14 protein-coding genes are annotated in these 16,034 nt (G+C 60.3%); 12 read left to right on the top strand and 2 right to left on the bottom strand.

The window, feature by feature from the left end:
* Positions 1–8: 8 nt before the first annotated feature.
* The 11 genes from AB4O01_RS05125 to AB4O01_RS05175 all read left to right on the top strand — a co-directional run bounded on the left by AB4O01_RS05125 (position 9) and on the right by AB4O01_RS05175 (position 13,036).
* Positions 9–371, top strand: a complete 363-nt coding sequence (locus tag AB4O01_RS05125; RefSeq protein WP_460090884.1) for a Rieske (2Fe-2S) protein — start codon at positions 9–11, stop codon at positions 369–371.
* Positions 372–505: 134 nt separating this feature from the next.
* Positions 506–1,642, top strand: a complete 1,137-nt coding sequence (locus tag AB4O01_RS05130) for an FAD-dependent oxidoreductase (protein ID WP_116256170.1) — start codon at positions 506–508, stop codon at positions 1,640–1,642.
* Between the two features lie 57 nt (positions 1,643–1,699).
* Positions 1,700–3,397 carry a DUF1302 domain-containing protein gene (locus AB4O01_RS05135; RefSeq protein WP_116256169.1) on the top strand — a complete coding sequence of 566 codons (1,698 nt, stop codon included), beginning with the start codon at positions 1,700–1,702 and terminating at the stop codon, positions 3,395–3,397.
* A gap of 12 nt (positions 3,398–3,409) precedes the next feature.
* Entirely contained in the window at positions 3,410–4,798 is a 1,389-nt protein-coding gene (locus tag AB4O01_RS05140) for a DUF1329 domain-containing protein (RefSeq protein ID WP_460090885.1), read from the top strand.
* Between the two features lie 60 nt (positions 4,799–4,858).
* Positions 4,859–5,962 (top strand): WD40/YVTN/BNR-like repeat-containing protein, encoded by a 1,104-nt coding sequence (locus AB4O01_RS05145; RefSeq protein ID WP_460090886.1) that lies wholly within the window; start codon positions 4,859–4,861, stop codon positions 5,960–5,962.
* Between the two features lie 4 nt (positions 5,963–5,966).
* On the top strand, positions 5,967–8,441 hold the full coding sequence (locus AB4O01_RS05150) for an efflux RND transporter permease subunit (protein ID WP_460090888.1): 2,475 nt from the start codon (positions 5,967–5,969) through the stop codon (positions 8,439–8,441).
* Positions 8,431–9,678, top strand: coding sequence for an MFS transporter (locus tag AB4O01_RS05155; RefSeq protein ID WP_460090889.1), 1,248 nt, complete (start codon positions 8,431–8,433; stop codon positions 9,676–9,678). The genes AB4O01_RS05150 and AB4O01_RS05155 overlap by 11 nt, the downstream gene beginning before the upstream one ends.
* A gap of 13 nt (positions 9,679–9,691) precedes the next feature.
* Entirely contained in the window at positions 9,692–10,273 is a 582-nt protein-coding gene (locus AB4O01_RS05160; protein ID WP_460090890.1) for a cupin domain-containing protein, read from the top strand.
* The gene (locus AB4O01_RS05165) at positions 10,270–11,253 is read left to right on the top strand and encodes a fumarylacetoacetate hydrolase family protein (RefSeq protein WP_460090891.1); all 984 of its coding nucleotides are present in this window, start codon (positions 10,270–10,272) and stop codon (positions 11,251–11,253) included. Before AB4O01_RS05160 ends, AB4O01_RS05165 begins: the two co-directional genes overlap by 4 nt.
* 9 nt (positions 11,254–11,262) lie before the next feature.
* Positions 11,263–12,264, top strand: a complete 1,002-nt coding sequence (locus AB4O01_RS05170) for an NAD-dependent epimerase/dehydratase family protein (RefSeq protein WP_460090892.1) — start codon at positions 11,263–11,265, stop codon at positions 12,262–12,264.
* Positions 12,242–13,036, top strand: a complete 795-nt coding sequence (locus AB4O01_RS05175) for a cyclase family protein (RefSeq protein ID WP_460090893.1) — start codon at positions 12,242–12,244, stop codon at positions 13,034–13,036. Before AB4O01_RS05170 ends, AB4O01_RS05175 begins: the two co-directional genes overlap by 23 nt.
* 95 nt (positions 13,037–13,131) lie before the next feature.
* Here AB4O01_RS05175 and AB4O01_RS05180 read toward each other — a convergent pair whose 3' ends face one another.
* Both AB4O01_RS05180 and AB4O01_RS05185 read right to left on the bottom strand, forming a co-directional pair.
* Positions 13,132–14,205 (bottom strand): Rieske 2Fe-2S domain-containing protein, encoded by a 1,074-nt coding sequence (locus AB4O01_RS05180; protein WP_460090894.1) that lies wholly within the window; start codon positions 14,203–14,205, stop codon positions 13,132–13,134.
* Positions 14,206–14,241: 36 nt separating this feature from the next.
* The gene (locus AB4O01_RS05185) at positions 14,242–15,195 is read right to left on the bottom strand and encodes a PDR/VanB family oxidoreductase (RefSeq protein ID WP_460090895.1); all 954 of its coding nucleotides are present in this window, start codon (positions 15,193–15,195) and stop codon (positions 14,242–14,244) included.
* A 284-nt stretch (positions 15,196–15,479) separates the two neighbouring features.
* On the opposite strand from AB4O01_RS05185, the gene AB4O01_RS05190 reads away from it, so the two are divergent.
* Positions 15,480–15,950, top strand: coding sequence for a MarR family winged helix-turn-helix transcriptional regulator (locus tag AB4O01_RS05190; RefSeq protein WP_007910265.1), 471 nt, complete (start codon positions 15,480–15,482; stop codon positions 15,948–15,950).
* The last annotated feature ends 84 nt before the right edge of the window (positions 15,951–16,034 follow it).

Below are 16,034 nucleotides of genomic sequence, written 5' to 3' on the forward strand. Positions count from 1 at the left end.
CGCAGATCATGAGCGCTATTGCGCAGCCACTGTGTCGACTGGACGAACTGGAGGAGGGCCGGGCGCGCGGATTCGATCCGTTGGCGCAGGGCCGCGACAGCGTGTTTGCCCTGCGTCATGACAATCAGGTGCGGGTCTATCGCAACCGTTGTCCGCATCTGGACGTGCGCCTGGAGTATCGCAAGGACCGTTTCCTGTCCGCCGATAGCCAGCTGATCGTCTGCTACGCCCACGGTGCGCAATTTCTGCCGGCGACGGGCGAGTGCATCTACGGCCCGTGCCTGGGCCAGACGCTGGAGGCGCTGCCGACCTACGAGAAGGACGGCTGGCTGCTGGTGAAAATGCCTGAGGGGTTGCCGCTGCCGGGATAGATCGAGGTATCGCGTACGGCGATACATCGCATCCCTACTCGCGATTAGTCAAATCCCTGCTTTGCCGGGAAGCTTCATCCAACGATGCCGTGCCCGACGCAGCATCGATCACAAGAATAAAAAGAGAGAACACCATGAGTGCAGTGAACAACGTTCTGATCGTGGGCGGTGGTATCGGCGGCTTGTGTGCGGCCATCGCCTTGCGGCGTAAAGGTATCGAGGTCGATCTGATCGAGCTCAAGTCCGAATGGACAGTCTATGGTGTCGGGATTATTCAGCAGAGCAACGTCGTCCGCGAAATGGCCAAGCTGGGCGTTCTCGACGGCTATCTCGATGCCGCTTATGCCTTCGAAGACGTCGCCATCTACGGCCCCGGCGGACAGCAACTGGCGCGCATTCCGGGTCAGCGACTGGCCGGCCCGCAGTATCCCGCCAACGTCGGCATTTCTCGCCTGGCGCTGCATAAAGTCCTCAGCGAAACCGCCTTGCAACTCGGCGCCAACGTGCGTTTGGGCCTGAGTGTGGAAGCGCTGGATGACAACGGCACAGAGGTCGACGTGTTGTTTACCGACGGCAATCGCGGCCACTACGACCTGGTGGTCGGTGCCGACGGACTGTTCTCGAAAGTGCGCAGCTTGGTCTTTGGCGATGCCTACACCCCGCGTTTCACAGGTCAGTCGGTGTGGCGCTACAACTTTCCCCGCGCGCCACAAATCGATCATCTGGCCAACTATCAAAGCGCTGACGGCAACGCCGGGCTGGTGCCGCTGGCCGGCGACTTGATGTACCTGTTTCTGACATCCCACGAGCCGTCCAATCCGTGGATGGATCCTGCCGATCTGGCTGCGCAGATGCGCCAGCGCCTGCAAGGTTTTACCGGTCTGATCGGCGAACTGCGCGAGCAAATCACCGACAACAGCCAGGTCGTCTACAAGCCGATGGAAGTGGTGTTCGTTGATGAGCCATGGCATCGCGGCCGCGTCCTGCTGATTGGCGATGCGGCCCACGCCACCACGCCGCACCTCGGTCAAGGCGCCGGCATGGCCATCGAAGACGCGATTGTGCTCAGCGAAGAACTCACTCGCGAGCAGTCCGCCGCCACCAGCGTCGAGCAGCAGTTGCAGCGCTTTATGGCGCGGCGCTTCGAGCGTTGCAAATACATCAGCGAAAGCTCGGTGCTGGCCGGCGACAAGGAGATGCAGCACGACCGCGCCTTCGATCGCATTGGCCTGGTCAAACAAATGCTCGCGCGTACAGCCGAGCCAATTTAAGCCCCACCTGCGACTCATCCACAGCAGTTACCACTATAAAAACAAGAGGTTAACGCGATGGTTAGTTCTACGACTGCGGCGCTCGCGCGTCGCCCGGTCTGCTCGTCTGCACCCTTTGGTTTGAGCGTTGCTGCGCTGCTGGTGCTGTGCAGCCAGGCCGCTCACGCTTTCGACATCGATACCGGCAACCCGGATTTCAAGCTGCGCTGGGACAACACGATCAAGTACAGCGCTGCCTGGCGCACGCAGAATCCGAGCAGCAAGTTGACCGATGGGCAGGTGGCGCTCAATCAGGACGATGGCGATCGTGCGTTCAAAAAAGGCCTGATCTCCAATCGCACCGATATCCTCTCGGAGCTGGATCTGTCCTTTCAGGATTTCGGCGCACGTTTGAGCGGTGCAGCGTGGTACGACAGCGAGTACCAGGGCAACAACGACAATAACGATCCGTCCCGCGCCAACGCACGGTCGGTCGGCTACGACGAGTTCACTGATGACACCCGTCATTTGCACGGTGGTGACGGCGAAATCCTCGACGCGTTCGTCTACTGGAACGGTGAACTGGCCGACCGCGCAACATCGGTGCGCGCCGGCCGTCATGGCCTGATCTGGGGCGAGAGCCTGTTCTTCGGCGCCAACGGTATTGCCGGTGGCATGGCCCCGGTTGACGTGGTCAAGGCCCAGTCGGTGCCGAATACGCAGTTCAAGGAAATCACCCGTCCGGTCAATCAACTGTCTGGCACCTTCCAACTGACTGACGACGTATCGCTCGGGGCGTTCTACCAACTGGAATGGGAAGAAACACGCTTGCCCGGCGCAGGCAGTTACTTCTCTACCAGCGACACCATCGGTGAAGGCAATGAACGGCTGATTGTCGGCGCGCCATTTCCGGCGTTTCTGGGTGGCAACGCCAGCAGTCCGGCGGCGTTTTTCCATGGCAAAGACAAAGATGCCAGAGATTCGGGGCAGGGTGGCCTGCAACTGAAATACAGCGCCGAGACCGTGGAGTACGGTCTCTATGCCATTCAGTACCACGACAAGACTCCCAAGCTGTACCTAAGACCTTCCACTGGCGCACCGAACTTCAGCACGGGCCAAATCGGCGATTACTACTGGGTTTACCCGGAAGACATCCGCGCGCTGGGCGCCAGTTTCTCCACCACAGTCGATGCCTACAGCTTTGCCGGTGAAGCCTCGATGCGCTGGAACATGCCGCTGGTGTCCAACGGCGTCACGGTGCTACCGGGGGTTGCTGCCGACAACGATGACGATGCGCTTTATGCCGTCGGGCGCACCGCGCACATCAACCTCAACGTGATCGCATCGTTCGGGCCGAACTTCATCGCCAAGGAGTCCGGATTCGTCGGTGAGGTCGCCTGGAACCGTCTGCTCAGCGTCACGAAAAACCGTGCCGCACTAGACCCTAACGCCACCGATGACGGTCTCGGCTTCAAGATGGTTTACACCCCGACTTATCGGCAGTTTTTCCCCGGCGTGGATATCAGCATTCCCGTTGGCCTGAGCTATTTCCCGCTGGGCAAATCGGCGGTTGTCAGTTCGTTCGGCGCGGATAACGGCGGTGACATGAATATCGGTATTACCGCGACCTACCTCGACCGTGTGACCGCCGGCCTGACGTACACGCATTACTACGGCCCCGAGAACACCAACCTCAACGCGGCCAGCCAATTCAATTTCCAGCAATCGCTGAAAGATCGGGATTACCTGGCTTTCTCCGTCAAGACCACGTTTTAAGAGGACTTGCGCATGACCTATAACAACAAAAATGCCGCGTTCACACTCAAAGCCTTGAGCTTCGCGTTGCTCGCAAGCCTGGCGGTATTGAGTCAGGGTGCCGCGGCAGCCACGGCTGACGAAGCGGCGAAATTGAACAAGTCGCTGACGCCTTTCGGTGCCGAGCGCGCCGGCAATGCCGACGGCTCGATTCCAGCCTGGGATGGCGGCTACACCAAGGTCGATCCGGCCTTCAAGGAGGGCGGCAAACGCAGCGATCCGTTTGCGGCCGACAAGCCGCTGTTCAGCATCACCTCGAAGAACCTGGCGCAATACGCCGGCAAGCTCAGCGATGGCACCAAGGAGATGTTCAAGCGTTTTCCTGACACCTATCGCATTGACGTCTATCCGACCCGTCGCTCGGCCGCTGCGCCGCAATGGGTGTATGACAACACCCTGAAAAACGCGACCCGCGCCAAGCTGGTCGAGAGCAGCGCTGGACCTGTGCCCGAAGGTGCGTTTGGCGGTATTCCATTCCCGATTCCGCATAACGGCGCGGAAGCCATGTGGAACCACATCCTCAACTGGCGCGGCACGTCACTGGCCATGCACTTTCGCCATTACCTGATGACTGCAGACGGCAAACAGGTGATGACCACCGACGGCCAGGCGATTCAGGACATGCCGTATTACTACCAGGACGGCACACCGGAAAGCTTCGCCGGTGATTACTGGCTGTTCCGCCTGCTTAACGTCGGCCCACCGTTGCGTGCCGGTGAGCAAATCATGGGCCGCACCAATATCAACGGCGACAAGTCCCAGGCTCACGTCTATCTGACCGGCCAGCGCCGCGTGCGCAAGTTGCCGAATGCCTGCTGCGACACACCGACGCCGGCCACCGCCGGGGTGATGTCGTTCGATGAGTTGAGCGTGTTTCAGGGACGCATTGATCGCTTCGACTGGAAACTGGTCGGCAAGCAGGAAATGTATATCCCTTACAACACCAACAAAGTCCTGACCGCCGGCAAACCAGAAGACCTGTTTCTGGCTCACCACATGAACCCTGATTACGTGCGCTGGGAGCTGCATCGCGTATGGGTGGTGGACGCCGAACTCGCGCCGGGCAAGCGTCACCAATTGCCGAAGGGCCGTTACTACCTCGACGAAGATACTTGGCAGGCCATGCTCGGCGATCGCTGGGACGCCAACGGCCAACTCGCCAAAACTTTGTGGTCGCTCCCGGCCGTGCTGCCGGATCTGCCAGCGCAGGCACAGCTGTCGTCGGGGTTCTACGACCTGACCTCCGGCGCCTGGTTTATCCAGAACGTCTACACCGGTCTGCCTGAGCAATACGGCGTGGTCGATCGCTACAAGGCGTCGGAATTCTCGCCGGCGGCGATGGCGGGTGCCGGGGTTCGTTGAATCGGGCCGGATCGCGACACGGTGTGGCGATCGGGTTTCACAGCTGGTTTCGAGGTCGGTATGAACAGAATCTGTCAGGTGCTCGGGCGGTTGTTAGCGTTACTGGCGCTGCCTTGCGTATTACCCGTGAGCCAGGCTCAGGCTGCTGTTGTCGGTGATGTATTGCACACCCCGGCGATGCGCGCGCCGCAGGCCCGGCAAGCCGTCTTGCTTGATCTGGCGCGGGTAGGTGCGCGGTTGGTGGCGGTCGGCGAACGCGGCATCGTCTTGCTCTCCGATGACAACGGCATCAATTGGCGGCAGGCGCAGGTGCCGGTATCCGTCAGCCTAACGGCGGTGCAATTTGTCGATGCCAACACCGGCTGGGCGGTCGGCCATGCCGGTGCGGTGCTGGTCTCCCATGACGGCGGTGAAAACTGGGCTTTGCAGCTGGACGGCAACCGCGCTGCGCAACTGGAATTGCACGCCGCACGCGAGCAATTGCCGACAGCCACTGACCCCGACGCAGCGGCGGCGCGCGTGCAAACCGCCGAACGGTTGGTCAGCGAAGGCGCGGACAAACCGTTTCTCAGCCTCAAGTTCACCGATGCGCGTCACGGCCTGATCGTCGGCGCCTACGGCCTCGCGTTTGCTACCGAGGATGGCGGCGTGAGCTGGCACTCGCTGATGGGCCAGATCGACAATCCGATGGGCGCGCACCTGTATGCCATCGCGCAACAAGGCGAGCGTTGGTTCATCGCTGGCGAGCAAGGCTACGTGGCCCGTTCCGAGGACGGCGGACAATCCTTCGTCGCGCTCGACAGCCCTTACAGCGGCAGTTTCTTCGCCCTGCAACTGCGCGATGACGGCGCGCTGCTGGCGGCAGGATTGAAAGGCAACGCGTTCATTTCCACCGACGGCGGCAACAGCTTCGTGCCCGCGCCCGTACCGATGCCGGTGTCCTTCAGTGATGCGATCCGCAGCGCTGACGGACAGTTGTTGTTGGTCAATCAGGCGGGCGCAATGTTTCGCACCTCGGATGATGCACCCACCCTAGAGCCTTTCGGCAAACCGCTGGGCAAACCGATTGCCAGCGTCGTCGAGGCCGCTGATGGCAGCCTGGTGCTGGCCGGTTTCACCGGGGTGACGCGCTTGGCGTCGCCCACTGCTACAGCTTCGGAGTGAGGTTATGAAACCATTCGACAACGCCACGGCCAGCCTGGCGAGTTTCGACCCGCGCTCCGGCTCGGTCGTGGAACGCACTTTGTTCAATCATCGGTTGTGGGTGTTGCTGGTGTGCCTGGTGACCACGCTCTTCTTGGGCTATCAGGCCACGCGCGTCGAGCTGAACGCCAGTTTCGAAAAGATGATTCCCACGCAACAACCTTACATCGCCAATTATCTGCAACATCAACAGCAGCTCAGCGGTCTGGGCAACTCCTTGCGCATCGTCGTCGCCAATCGCCAGGGCGATATCTACGACGCTGATTATCTGAAAACCTTGCAGGCGCTGAGCGACAAGCTTTACCTGCTGCCCGGCGTCGACCGTGCCTACATGAAGTCGCTGTGGACGCCGGCAACGCGTTGGGTCGCGGTGACTGAAGACGGACTGGATGGCGGCCCGGTGATTCCGGACGATTACGCCGGCACACCGGCCAGTCTCGAGGCCTTGCGCCGCAACGTGCAGCGCTCCAACGAGCTTGGCCAACTGGTAGCGTTCGATCAAACCTCGAGCATCATTTACGTGCCGTTGCTGGCAACGACTGCCGACGGCCAGGCGCTGAATTACTCGGTGCTGTCGGAGCAACTGGAAGCGTTGCGCAGCGAGTACCAGAACGACAGGATCGACATTCACATCACCGGTTTCGCGAAAAAGGTCGGCGACCTGATTGCCGGGCTCAAGCAGATCCTGCTGTTCTTCGCCGTAGCGATTCTGATCACCACCGCCGTGCTGTTCTGGTACACGCGCTGCCTGCGCAGCACGGTGCTGGTGGTGTTCTGTTCGCTGGTGGCGGTGGTCTGGCAACTGGGCCTGTTGCCGTTGCTCGACTATCAGTTGGACCCGTATTCGGTGCTGGTGCCGTTTCTGGTGTTTGCCATCGGCATGAGCCATGGCGCGCAGAAAATGAACGGCATCATGCAGGACATCGGTCGCGGCATGCACCGGGTCGTTGCCGCACGCTTCACTTTTCGACGGCTGTTTCTGGCCGGACTGACGGCATTGCTCTGCGACGCAGTGGGTTTTGCCGTGCTGATGTTGATCAAGATCCAGGTGATTCAGGATCTGGCCGTGATCGCCAGTATCGGTGTGGCGGTGCTGATTTTCACCAACCTGATTTTGCTGCCGGTGTTGCTGTCCTATGTCGGCGTAACGCCGCGTGCGGCGCAACTTAGCCTGAAGAGCGAGCAGAACGATCAGGCCGGCGCGCGGCGTCATGGCTTCTGGCGTTTTCTCGATCTGTTTACCCGACGTCGCTGGGCCAGCCTGTGCATTGCCATCAGCCTGGCGTTGGCGGCATTGGGTTTTGTGGTCAGTCTGCAATTGAAGATCGGTGATCTGGATGCCGGCGCACCGGAGCTGCGTGCTGACTCACGCTACAACCAGGACGATGCGTTTCTGACCCGGCATTACGGCGCCAGCAGTGATTTGTTCGCAGTGATGGTGAAGACCCCGGCCGGGCAATGTGCGCGTTACGACATCCTCGCCAAGGTCGATGCGCTGGACTGGCAGCTGCGTGCGCTGCCGGGGGTGGATTCGACCAACTCGCTGGCCTTGCTCAACCGGCGCATGCTGGTTGGCCTCAGCGAAGGCAGCGCCAAGTGGTACGAGCTGCAGAACAATCAGGCGATGCTCAACATGATCACCGCCAGTGCGCCACGCGGCTTGTACAACGAGGATTGCAGCCTGCTCACGCTGTACGCCTACCTCACCGACCACAAGGCTGAAACGCTGACGCGGCTGGTCGAGCACGTCGAGCAATTCGCCGCCGCCAATAACAACGATGATGTGCAGTTTCTGCTGGCAGCGGGCAATGCCGGCATCGAAGCGGCGACCAATATCGTGGTCAAGCAGGCCAATCGCGAGATGCTGTTCTGGGTCTACGGGGCGGTGATCGTCCTGTGCCTGATCACCTTTCGCTCGTGGCGCGCCACGCTGTGCGCGGTGATTCCACTGATGGTCACCTCGATCCTCTGCGAAGCGTTGATGGTCTGGCTGAACATCGGCGTGAAGGTCGCGACGTTGCCGGTGATCGCGTTGGGTGTCGGCATTGGCGTCGACTATGCGTTGTACGTGATGAGCATCCTGCTCGGTCATCTGCGCCAGGGCGCGAGTCTGTCAGAAGCCTATTACCGCGCACTGGTGTCCACCGGCAAAGTGGTGATGCTCACCGGCATCACGCTCGCCATTGGCGTGGCCACGTGGATCTTCTCGCCGATCAAATTCCAGGCTGACATGGGCGTGCTGCTGGCGTTCATGTTCGTCTGGAACATGGTCGGCGCGCTGCTGCTGTTGCCAGCGCTGGCGTACTTTCTGCTGCCTGCACGGCGCACGAACACCGACGCAGAAACGCCGGAGGAGGCCATCAATCTGGCCCTGCCGTCGCGAGCCGTGGCGGTAGATGTTGTTCAATCGCGTCATCGGGAGACCTGTCATGGCCGTTGAGTCTTCATTGGAAAACAGCGGCCGTCGCGCCGGTTTGACGCAATCGTTGCTGTTGCTGCTCGGCAGCTGTCTGCCAGTGCTTGGCGCGGTATTGCTCGCACCGGTATTGCCGCGCATGCAGGCACATTTTGCCGAGGTCGCAGGCAGCACTGTGCTGGTGCCGATCGTGCTGACCCTGCCGGCATTGATGATTGCGCTACTGGCGCCGTTTGCCGGGGTCATCGCCGATCGGCTCGGGCGCAAACCGCTGTTGTTGGCGAGCATGGCGTTGTACGTGCTTTGCGGTGTGCTGCCGCTGTGGCTGGATTCGCTGGCGGCGATTGTCGCCAGCCGCGCCGGGATCGGTCTGGCGGAGGCGGGGATCATGACCTGCTGCACCACGCTGATGGGCGACTACTACAGTGGCGCCCGACGCGAGCGCTTGTTCGCCTTGCAAATGGTCGCGACGTCGCTGTCCGCTGCGGTGTTTATCGCCTTGGGTGGTTTCCTCGGACAGGACGACTGGCGCACGCCGTTTGCGCTGTACGCAGTCGGGCTGATCTTCCTGCCGCTGATGGCGTGGAAACTCTGGGAGCCACAACCCCGCGTGCAACCGGCGACAACGCTGCCGGTGCCAGTCCCGCGCACATTTCCATGGCGGGCACTCACGCCCATGTATGCATTGTCTCTGCTCGCGGGCCTGAGCCTGTTCATCGTGCCGGTGCAGGCCGGTTACTTGCTCAACTTGTTGCACGTGGATGCGCCGCAGCAGATCGGCATGACCATGGGCGCCAATCAACTTGGCGTGCTCGTCGGGGCCTTGAGTTTTCGCCTGTTGAGCGGTTTGCGTAGCCAGCATGTGTTGCTGATTGCCTATGGCCTGGCCGGCATTGGCGGGCTGTTGATGGCCGCTGCCGGCAGCCACGCGCACGTGGTGGTCGCGGTCTTGGTCAACGGTCTGGGCATCGGCCTGATGTTGCCGACGTTGATCACCTGGATCATGGCGCAAGTCGGCTTTGCTCAGCGTGGGCGAGCGGCGGGGTGCTTCACCGCCGCGATTTTTGCCGGCGAGTTCATCAGCCCCCTGGTGGTACTCGCCTTCACTTCCGGGACTTCCACGGCGTTGCCTCAAGCATTAGCCATGATCGGTTGGTTGCAACTGGTCGTGGCGCTGTTTTGTCTTTCCGTGCCGAGGCTCGGTGGACTGTTGACCCGCCCCCATGTCGGCGGTCACGACTCCATCGGCAACGGCCATTGAACGAGGATATTCCATGCAAGCGCTTCCCCCTTTCAAACGCGTGGTCACCGGGCATGATGCCCAGGGCCGCGCCGTCGTCGCCAGTCTCGGAGCAACGGCCAACGTCTTCGCACTGCGAGCGGTGCCAGGCACGGTGTTTCATGAAATATGGAACAGCAGCGGCAGTCCGGCACTGCTCGACAATGCCGATGATCCAACCAGCAAACCTTTACAGCTGAGCCCCGACCCGCAGGGCAGTGTGATTCGTGTCGTCGACATTCCGCCAGACAGCGTGCAAAACCAGGTCAGCGCTGCCGATGCAGCGGCCGCATTCGCCGAGATTGGCCAGGCGCATGCCGGCACCGGCCAAGCGAACTCGCGGCACAAACTGATGCACCGCACCGAAACCCTCGATTACGGCATCGTCACCGAAGGCGAAGTCTGGCTGGTGCTCGACGATACAGAAGTCCACCTCAATCGCGGCGATGTGGTGGTTCAGCGCGGCACGAATCACGCGTGGAGCAACCGTACCGAGGCCATGGCGCGCATGGTGTTTATTCTGCTGGACGGGCGTTTCGCCGCTGAATTGCAAGACTGCCCCGGAGAAAATTCATGAAGCTCGCAACCTCGAAAAACGGCAGCCGTGACGGCCAATTGGTGGTGGTTTCGCGCGACATGGCCCGGGCGCTGGACGCCCGTTCGGTAGCGCCGACCTTGCAGCAAGCCATCGAAAACTGGGCTGAAGCCGAGCCGCGTTTGCAAGCCCTGGCGCGTGAGCTTGAAAACCACGATTGCCGCGAGGCCTTTGCCTTCGACCCGGCGCAGGCGATGGCGCCGTTGCCGCGTGCTTATCAATGGTGCGACGGTTCGGCGTTTCTCAGTCACGGCGCACTGATGCAGAAAGCGTTCAACCTAGATCCGATCGAAGGCGCTGACCGCACGCCGTTGATGTACCAGGGCGCCGGTGATGACTTCCTCGGCGCACACGATGACATCGAACTGCCGAGCGAAAGCCAGGGCATCGATTTCGAAGGCGAGTTTGTCGTGCTGGTCGATGATGTGCCGATGGGCTGTTCGGCGGAAAACGCGTTGCAGCACATCAAGCTGATCCTGCAGATCAACGATGTCAGCCTGCGTGCGCTGGCACCGCGTGAAATGCGCACCGGTTTTGGATTTCTGCAAGCCAAGCCGTCCTCCAGTTTTGCCCCGCTGGCGATTACCCCGGATGAACTCGGCGAAGCCTGGCGAGACGGTCGCGTCAATTTGCCCCTTCAAGTGCAGTGGAACGGCGAGTGGTTTGGCCAGCCGCACGGCGCGCAAATGAACTTTCATTTTGGCGAGTTGATCGCCCACGCAGCCTTAACCCGACGCTTGCGCGCCGGCACGCTGGTCGGTTCCGGCACGGTGTCGAACGCCGAGCGCAACGTCGGCTCGGCGTGCATCGCCGAACGCCGGGCCATCGAGATGATCGAGCAAGGCGCGCCGGTGACAGGCTTTATGCGTTTCGGTGATCGCGTGCGCATGGACGTCACCGGCAGCGATGGTCAGTCACTGTTTGGTGCGATCGATCAACGCGTCGTCAAGGCCAACGGCTGAGGAACACCCATGCGTGTACTGATTACCGGAGCCAATGGCTTTGTCGGCCGCGAACTGCTGCGTTGTCTGCTCGCACGCGGCAGTTTGCGCGGGCAAGTCATTCGTTCGTTGCTGGTGCTGGACACCGATGTCCAAGGCCTGCCAGACGACCCGCGCCTGCGTCGGCACAGCGGCAGCGTGACGGATGCGGCGTTGATGCGTCGGGTCTTGGCCGACGGCATCGATGTGGTGTTTCACCTGGTCAGCGTCCCCGGGGGAGCAGCGGAGGCGCATTACGAATCGGGTTATCAGGTCAACCTGCTGGCCAGCCTCGAACTGCTCGATCAACTGCGCAACAAGGCGCGACCTCCGGTGCTGGTGTATGCCAGCAGCGTTGCGGTGTATGGCGCTGATCTGCCGGCGAAGATGAACGAACAGGCTGAACTGCACCCACAATTGTCGTACGGCACACACAAGATGATGGTCGAGCGCGCGCTGATCGATCTGGGTCGGCGCGGTGAAGTCGACAGCCGCGCGGTGCGCCTGCCGGGCATTGTCGCTCGCCCGCGCGAACCCAACGGCTTGCGCTCGGCTTTCATGAGCGACTTGATGCGTGCCTTTGCCGAGGGCGCTGAGTATTGCTGCCCGGTATCACCGCAAGCAACAGCGTGGTGGATGTCGGCGCGCTGTTGCGTGAACAACCTGATCCACGCCGCCGAACTGGATGACGCCACCGCGCAACAGCGGGTCTGGCAACTGCCGGTGCTGCACTTGTCCATCGCCCAGGTCAGTGATGCACTGGCGGCAACTTACGGCGAGCAACGCCGTGCGCTGATCAGTTTCGCCGCTGACCTTGAGCTCGAAACCCTGTTCGGGCGCATGCCGCCCTTGAAAACCCCGCAGGCCCGCGCTGCCGGTTTCTGCCATGACGGCAACGTCGCCACACTTATTCGCAACGCCCTCAACCCAGCCCCATATCGGCCTCTGCCGTTGAACGGAGACACGCCTCATGTCACAGCCCATCCCGCGTAAACGTCGTTTGGTCGACCTTTCGGTGACCCTCGATAACAACCCCTACACAGACCCGCCACCGCTGTTGCCGAAAATCGATTACATGGACCACCAGCAAGGCTGGCCGGAGATGGCGGCGATGTTTCCGGGTTTGCAGCTTGAGCAGATGCCCGGCCATGAATCGTGGGCCGCCGAGCGCTTACAGATCACCACTCACAGCGGCACCCACATGGATGCGCCGTGGCATTACGCCTCGACCACCGATGGCGGCGAGCCGGCATTTGGCATTGATGAGTTGCCGCTGGACTGGTGTTTGCAGCCGGGGGTCAAACTGGATTTTCGCCATCTGCCCGACGGTCACGTGGTCACGGCAGAAGAGGTCGAAGCGGAGTTGGCGCGTATCGAGCACACGCTGCAACCGCTGGATATCGTGCTGATCAACACACGCGCCGGTGCACTGTTCGGTCAGCCCGGGTATCTCGACGCCGGCATTGGTATGGGACGCGAAGCGACGATGTATCTGCTGGAACGCGGCGTACGCGTGGTCGGCACCGATGCCTGGAGCTGGGACGCGCCGTTCAAGTACACCCGTGAACGTTTTGCCTCCAGCGGCGATGCCTCGATCATCTGGGAAGGGCATAAGGCCGGGCGCGATATCGGCTACGGGCAAATGGAAAAACTGGCCAACCTTGAGTCCCTGCCTACGAGTGGTTTCACGGTGTCGTGCTTTCCCTACAAGATCCGGCATGCGTCGGCAGGTTTTGTGCGCGCAGTGGCTATTTTCGAAGAGTGATCGGGCTGTTTGAGGCATTCTTTCAACGACAGTAAGAGAACGGCAGGCTTTGAACACAGTGGACGGCGTTTGCCGCCGCCACTGTTCTGAAGCAATCAACCCGTTGGATTGCGCAGTCGCTCGATGATTCTGCGGGCACGATTGGCCCCGACGTCGACGTGAATATCAATCATCGGGCGCGTACCGAACCGGCACATGTTCTGGTACTGCGCTTCGATCACCACTTTGTCTTCGTCGAACGTCAATCGCGTCTGATGCAGAACTTTGGCTGTGACGGCCTCGGGATCATGTTCAGGGTTGGTGGCCATGGTCCAGAAGTAATGGCTTGTGGTGTCTGTTTCCGGCGTTACGCCGTGAAAGCCGCGCATATGAAAACCGCCCCGATCCAGGTTGTGCAGATCGTCCGTGCCCGCATCTATCGCGCCGGTCCAGATGCGCAGGTGATTGAAGTGAAATTCGATCTCCTGCCAGCGGTCGATGTTGCCTTTGAACGGGTAGGCCGCGGTGTAGGTCGGCGGCGGAACGGAGTCGGGCATGTGGCGAACCACGCGAACCATTGAGTCATCACCATCGACGTTCATCTTCGCGTTCATGTGGATGCTGGCGTTGCCGCCAATGGTGTGCAGATGGACATAGCCCAGGTGACTAAGATCCATGAGGTTGTCGTGGATGAGTTGATAAGGCGCGTCGTAGTGATAGACATCACCGTCGAACAGGTATTTACCGCTGCTGTGCACGTCGTAGACCGGCGGCGCGAATGTCGGCTGCGGATGCTCAGCGCTGCCGAACCAGATCCAGATGATCTGGTCCTGTTCCTGGACGGGGTAGGAAGGGACTTTGGCTTTGCTCGGGATCTTGTCCTGTCCGGGTATTTCGATACATTTACCGCCTTCATTAAATAGCAGGCCGTGGTAACCGCAGCGTAAACCGCGTTCCTCCACTGTGCCGCCAGACAAGGGCAATGCACGATGGCAGCAGCGGTCCTCCAGCGCGGCGACTTGGTTATCCGCCGTGCGAAAAAGCACCACTGGTTTATTCAGCAACGTGCGGCCAAGGGGTTGGTTTGTGAGTTCTCGGCTCAAGGCTGCGACGTACCATTGATCGAGCGGGAAACTAGGCACGGTGGCCGGGGCGATTTCGTGTGCAAGGGGTTGGGCAGCGGTAGTCATGATGTTCTCCGGCGAGCGGTCGGTGCTCGGTTCAGGTCAAAGATCCAATACCAGGCGGGGCGATTTGGCACGTGAGCAGCATGGGGTGAAACGGTCATTGGCAGCGTGTTCTGCAGCCGTCATGAACTGATCACGATGATCGGCAATGCCTTCGAGCAAGCCCGTGACACAGGTGCCGCAGACGCCTTGCTCGCACGATGATTCGATGGCAATCCCGGCCTCATCCAGGACTTCGAATACAGTGCGATCGGCCGGGATGTAAAAAATCTGCCCGCTGCTAGCTAGCTGAACTTCGAAAGGCGAATCAGCGCTTGCATCGACAGGTGCGGCGGCGAAGAACTCTCTGTGCACGCGATCTTCGGGCCAGCCAGCGGTCTGCGCGGTGTCGAGGATGAAATTCATGAAACCGGCGGGGCCGCACACGTAAAGGTGAGTCGTGGTACCTGGCGCGGCGAGGAGGGCGGTTGCATCGAGTTTCTGTTCGGGTGATCCGCTGTCGTCATGCAAATGCACGTGGCTGGCGAACGGCGCTTGTCGCAGGTATTGGATAAACGCGGCACGCTCGCTGGATCGAAAGCTGTAATGCAGCTCGAAATCCGCGCCTTGATGATGAAGTTCATGGGCCATCGCCAGCATCGGTGTGATGCCAATGCCGCCGCCGAACAGCAAGTGACGCTTCGCTGAATCGGCGAGTGGGAAGAGGTTGCGCGGTTCGCTGATGCTGAGTGTCTGTCCCTGACTGATGCTGTCGTGCATCGCGTTGGAACCACCGCGGGAGGCGGGATCCTTCAGCACACTGATCACGTAGCGATGACGTTCTTTTGAGTCATTGCATAGCGAGTATTGCCGGGTGAGGCCGCCGGCAATGTGGATGTCGATATGAGCACCTGCGTTGAACGGTGGTAATGGCCGACCGTCTGCTGCGCACAGCTCAAAACTGCAAATACCCTCAGCCTCGACGACTTTGCGGGTGACGTTGACTTGAAGCATGACTTCTCCCTCCACATTTAAGTGGCTGCTGAAAAACGAAAGGGGGTTTGCGGGTGACGAATCAGCCGGGCAAGAAGAAGTAGAAAGGGTGGGTAATCATGGGCGCCAAGGAAGGGCACGGCTGGCGAGAGTTCATAAGCAAGACCTGTTAATTATTTTTTTGAGGTTGTGCTACGGCGTATCATGCGGCGCATCGTCCGCAATGACAGGCTGAGTGAATCCTCAGATAATTTAGTTGCGGTGTCAACCATATTGCAAGATCTTCGATCTACGGTGTTTTCTCGATGCCTACCGATACACAACTGAACCTGTCGCGTTATGTACCTGGCTTGGTGACGTTCCTGGCGAACAAACTCGCCACCGGGGCTTCCCAGTGCTACCGCAAACACTTCGGAATCGGCGTGGTTGAATGGCGGATGCTTTCAATGCTCGCCGTTGAATCCGACATCACCGCCAATCGAATCTGCCAGGCGATCGGTCTCGACAAGAGCGCTGTCAGTCGTTCATTGCAGACGCTGGAAGCAGCGGGGCGGATCACTAGTCAGTTGGATCCCAAGGATGCACGGCGTTACACCGTGCGATTGACGGCCAGCGGCAAAGAACTGCATGACCGCGTGCTCAAAGTTGCACTTGAGCGAGAGTCGCGTCTGCTCAGCGGACTGACCCCGGCTGAGGTCGACACGTTGATTGACTTGCTTGGGCGCCTGCATCTGCAAGTGCCCAATGTGAACAGTTATGACCCGAGTGAGGAGTGAATCAGCGAAAGATCGAGATTTGTCTGAAAAATTCGTCATTCGTCTTCGATATGCGCTTAACTACACTAAATGGTCGTTTAGTTG

This window comes from Pseudomonas sp. S2_E02, from assembly GCF_054668355.1.

Coding starts and splice junctions, on each gene's coding strand:
- AB4O01_RS05125 (WP_460090884.1), top strand. CDS start 9: ATGAGCGCTATTGCGCAGCCACTGTGTCGACTGGACGAACTGGAGGAG.
- AB4O01_RS05130 (WP_116256170.1), top strand. CDS start 506: ATGAGTGCAGTGAACAACGTTCTGATCGTGGGCGGTGGTATCGGCGGC.
- AB4O01_RS05135 (WP_116256169.1), top strand. CDS start 1,700: ATGGTTAGTTCTACGACTGCGGCGCTCGCGCGTCGCCCGGTCTGCTCG.
- AB4O01_RS05140 (WP_460090885.1), top strand. CDS start 3,410: ATGACCTATAACAACAAAAATGCCGCGTTCACACTCAAAGCCTTGAGC.
- AB4O01_RS05145 (WP_460090886.1), top strand. CDS start 4,859: ATGAACAGAATCTGTCAGGTGCTCGGGCGGTTGTTAGCGTTACTGGCG.
- AB4O01_RS05150 (WP_460090888.1), top strand. CDS start 5,967: ATGAAACCATTCGACAACGCCACGGCCAGCCTGGCGAGTTTCGACCCG.
- AB4O01_RS05155 (WP_460090889.1), top strand. CDS start 8,431: ATGGCCGTTGAGTCTTCATTGGAAAACAGCGGCCGTCGCGCCGGTTTG.
- AB4O01_RS05160 (WP_460090890.1), top strand. CDS start 9,692: ATGCAAGCGCTTCCCCCTTTCAAACGCGTGGTCACCGGGCATGATGCC.
- AB4O01_RS05165 (WP_460090891.1), top strand. CDS start 10,270: ATGAAGCTCGCAACCTCGAAAAACGGCAGCCGTGACGGCCAATTGGTG.
- AB4O01_RS05170 (WP_460090892.1), top strand. CDS start 11,263: ATGCGTGTACTGATTACCGGAGCCAATGGCTTTGTCGGCCGCGAACTG.
- AB4O01_RS05175 (WP_460090893.1), top strand. CDS start 12,242: ATGTCACAGCCCATCCCGCGTAAACGTCGTTTGGTCGACCTTTCGGTG.
- AB4O01_RS05180 (WP_460090894.1), bottom strand. CDS start 14,205: ATGACTACCGCTGCCCAACCCCTTGCACACGAAATCGCCCCGGCCACC.
- AB4O01_RS05185 (WP_460090895.1), bottom strand. CDS start 15,195: ATGCTTCAAGTCAACGTCACCCGCAAAGTCGTCGAGGCTGAGGGTATT.
- AB4O01_RS05190 (WP_007910265.1), top strand. CDS start 15,480: ATGCCTACCGATACACAACTGAACCTGTCGCGTTATGTACCTGGCTTG.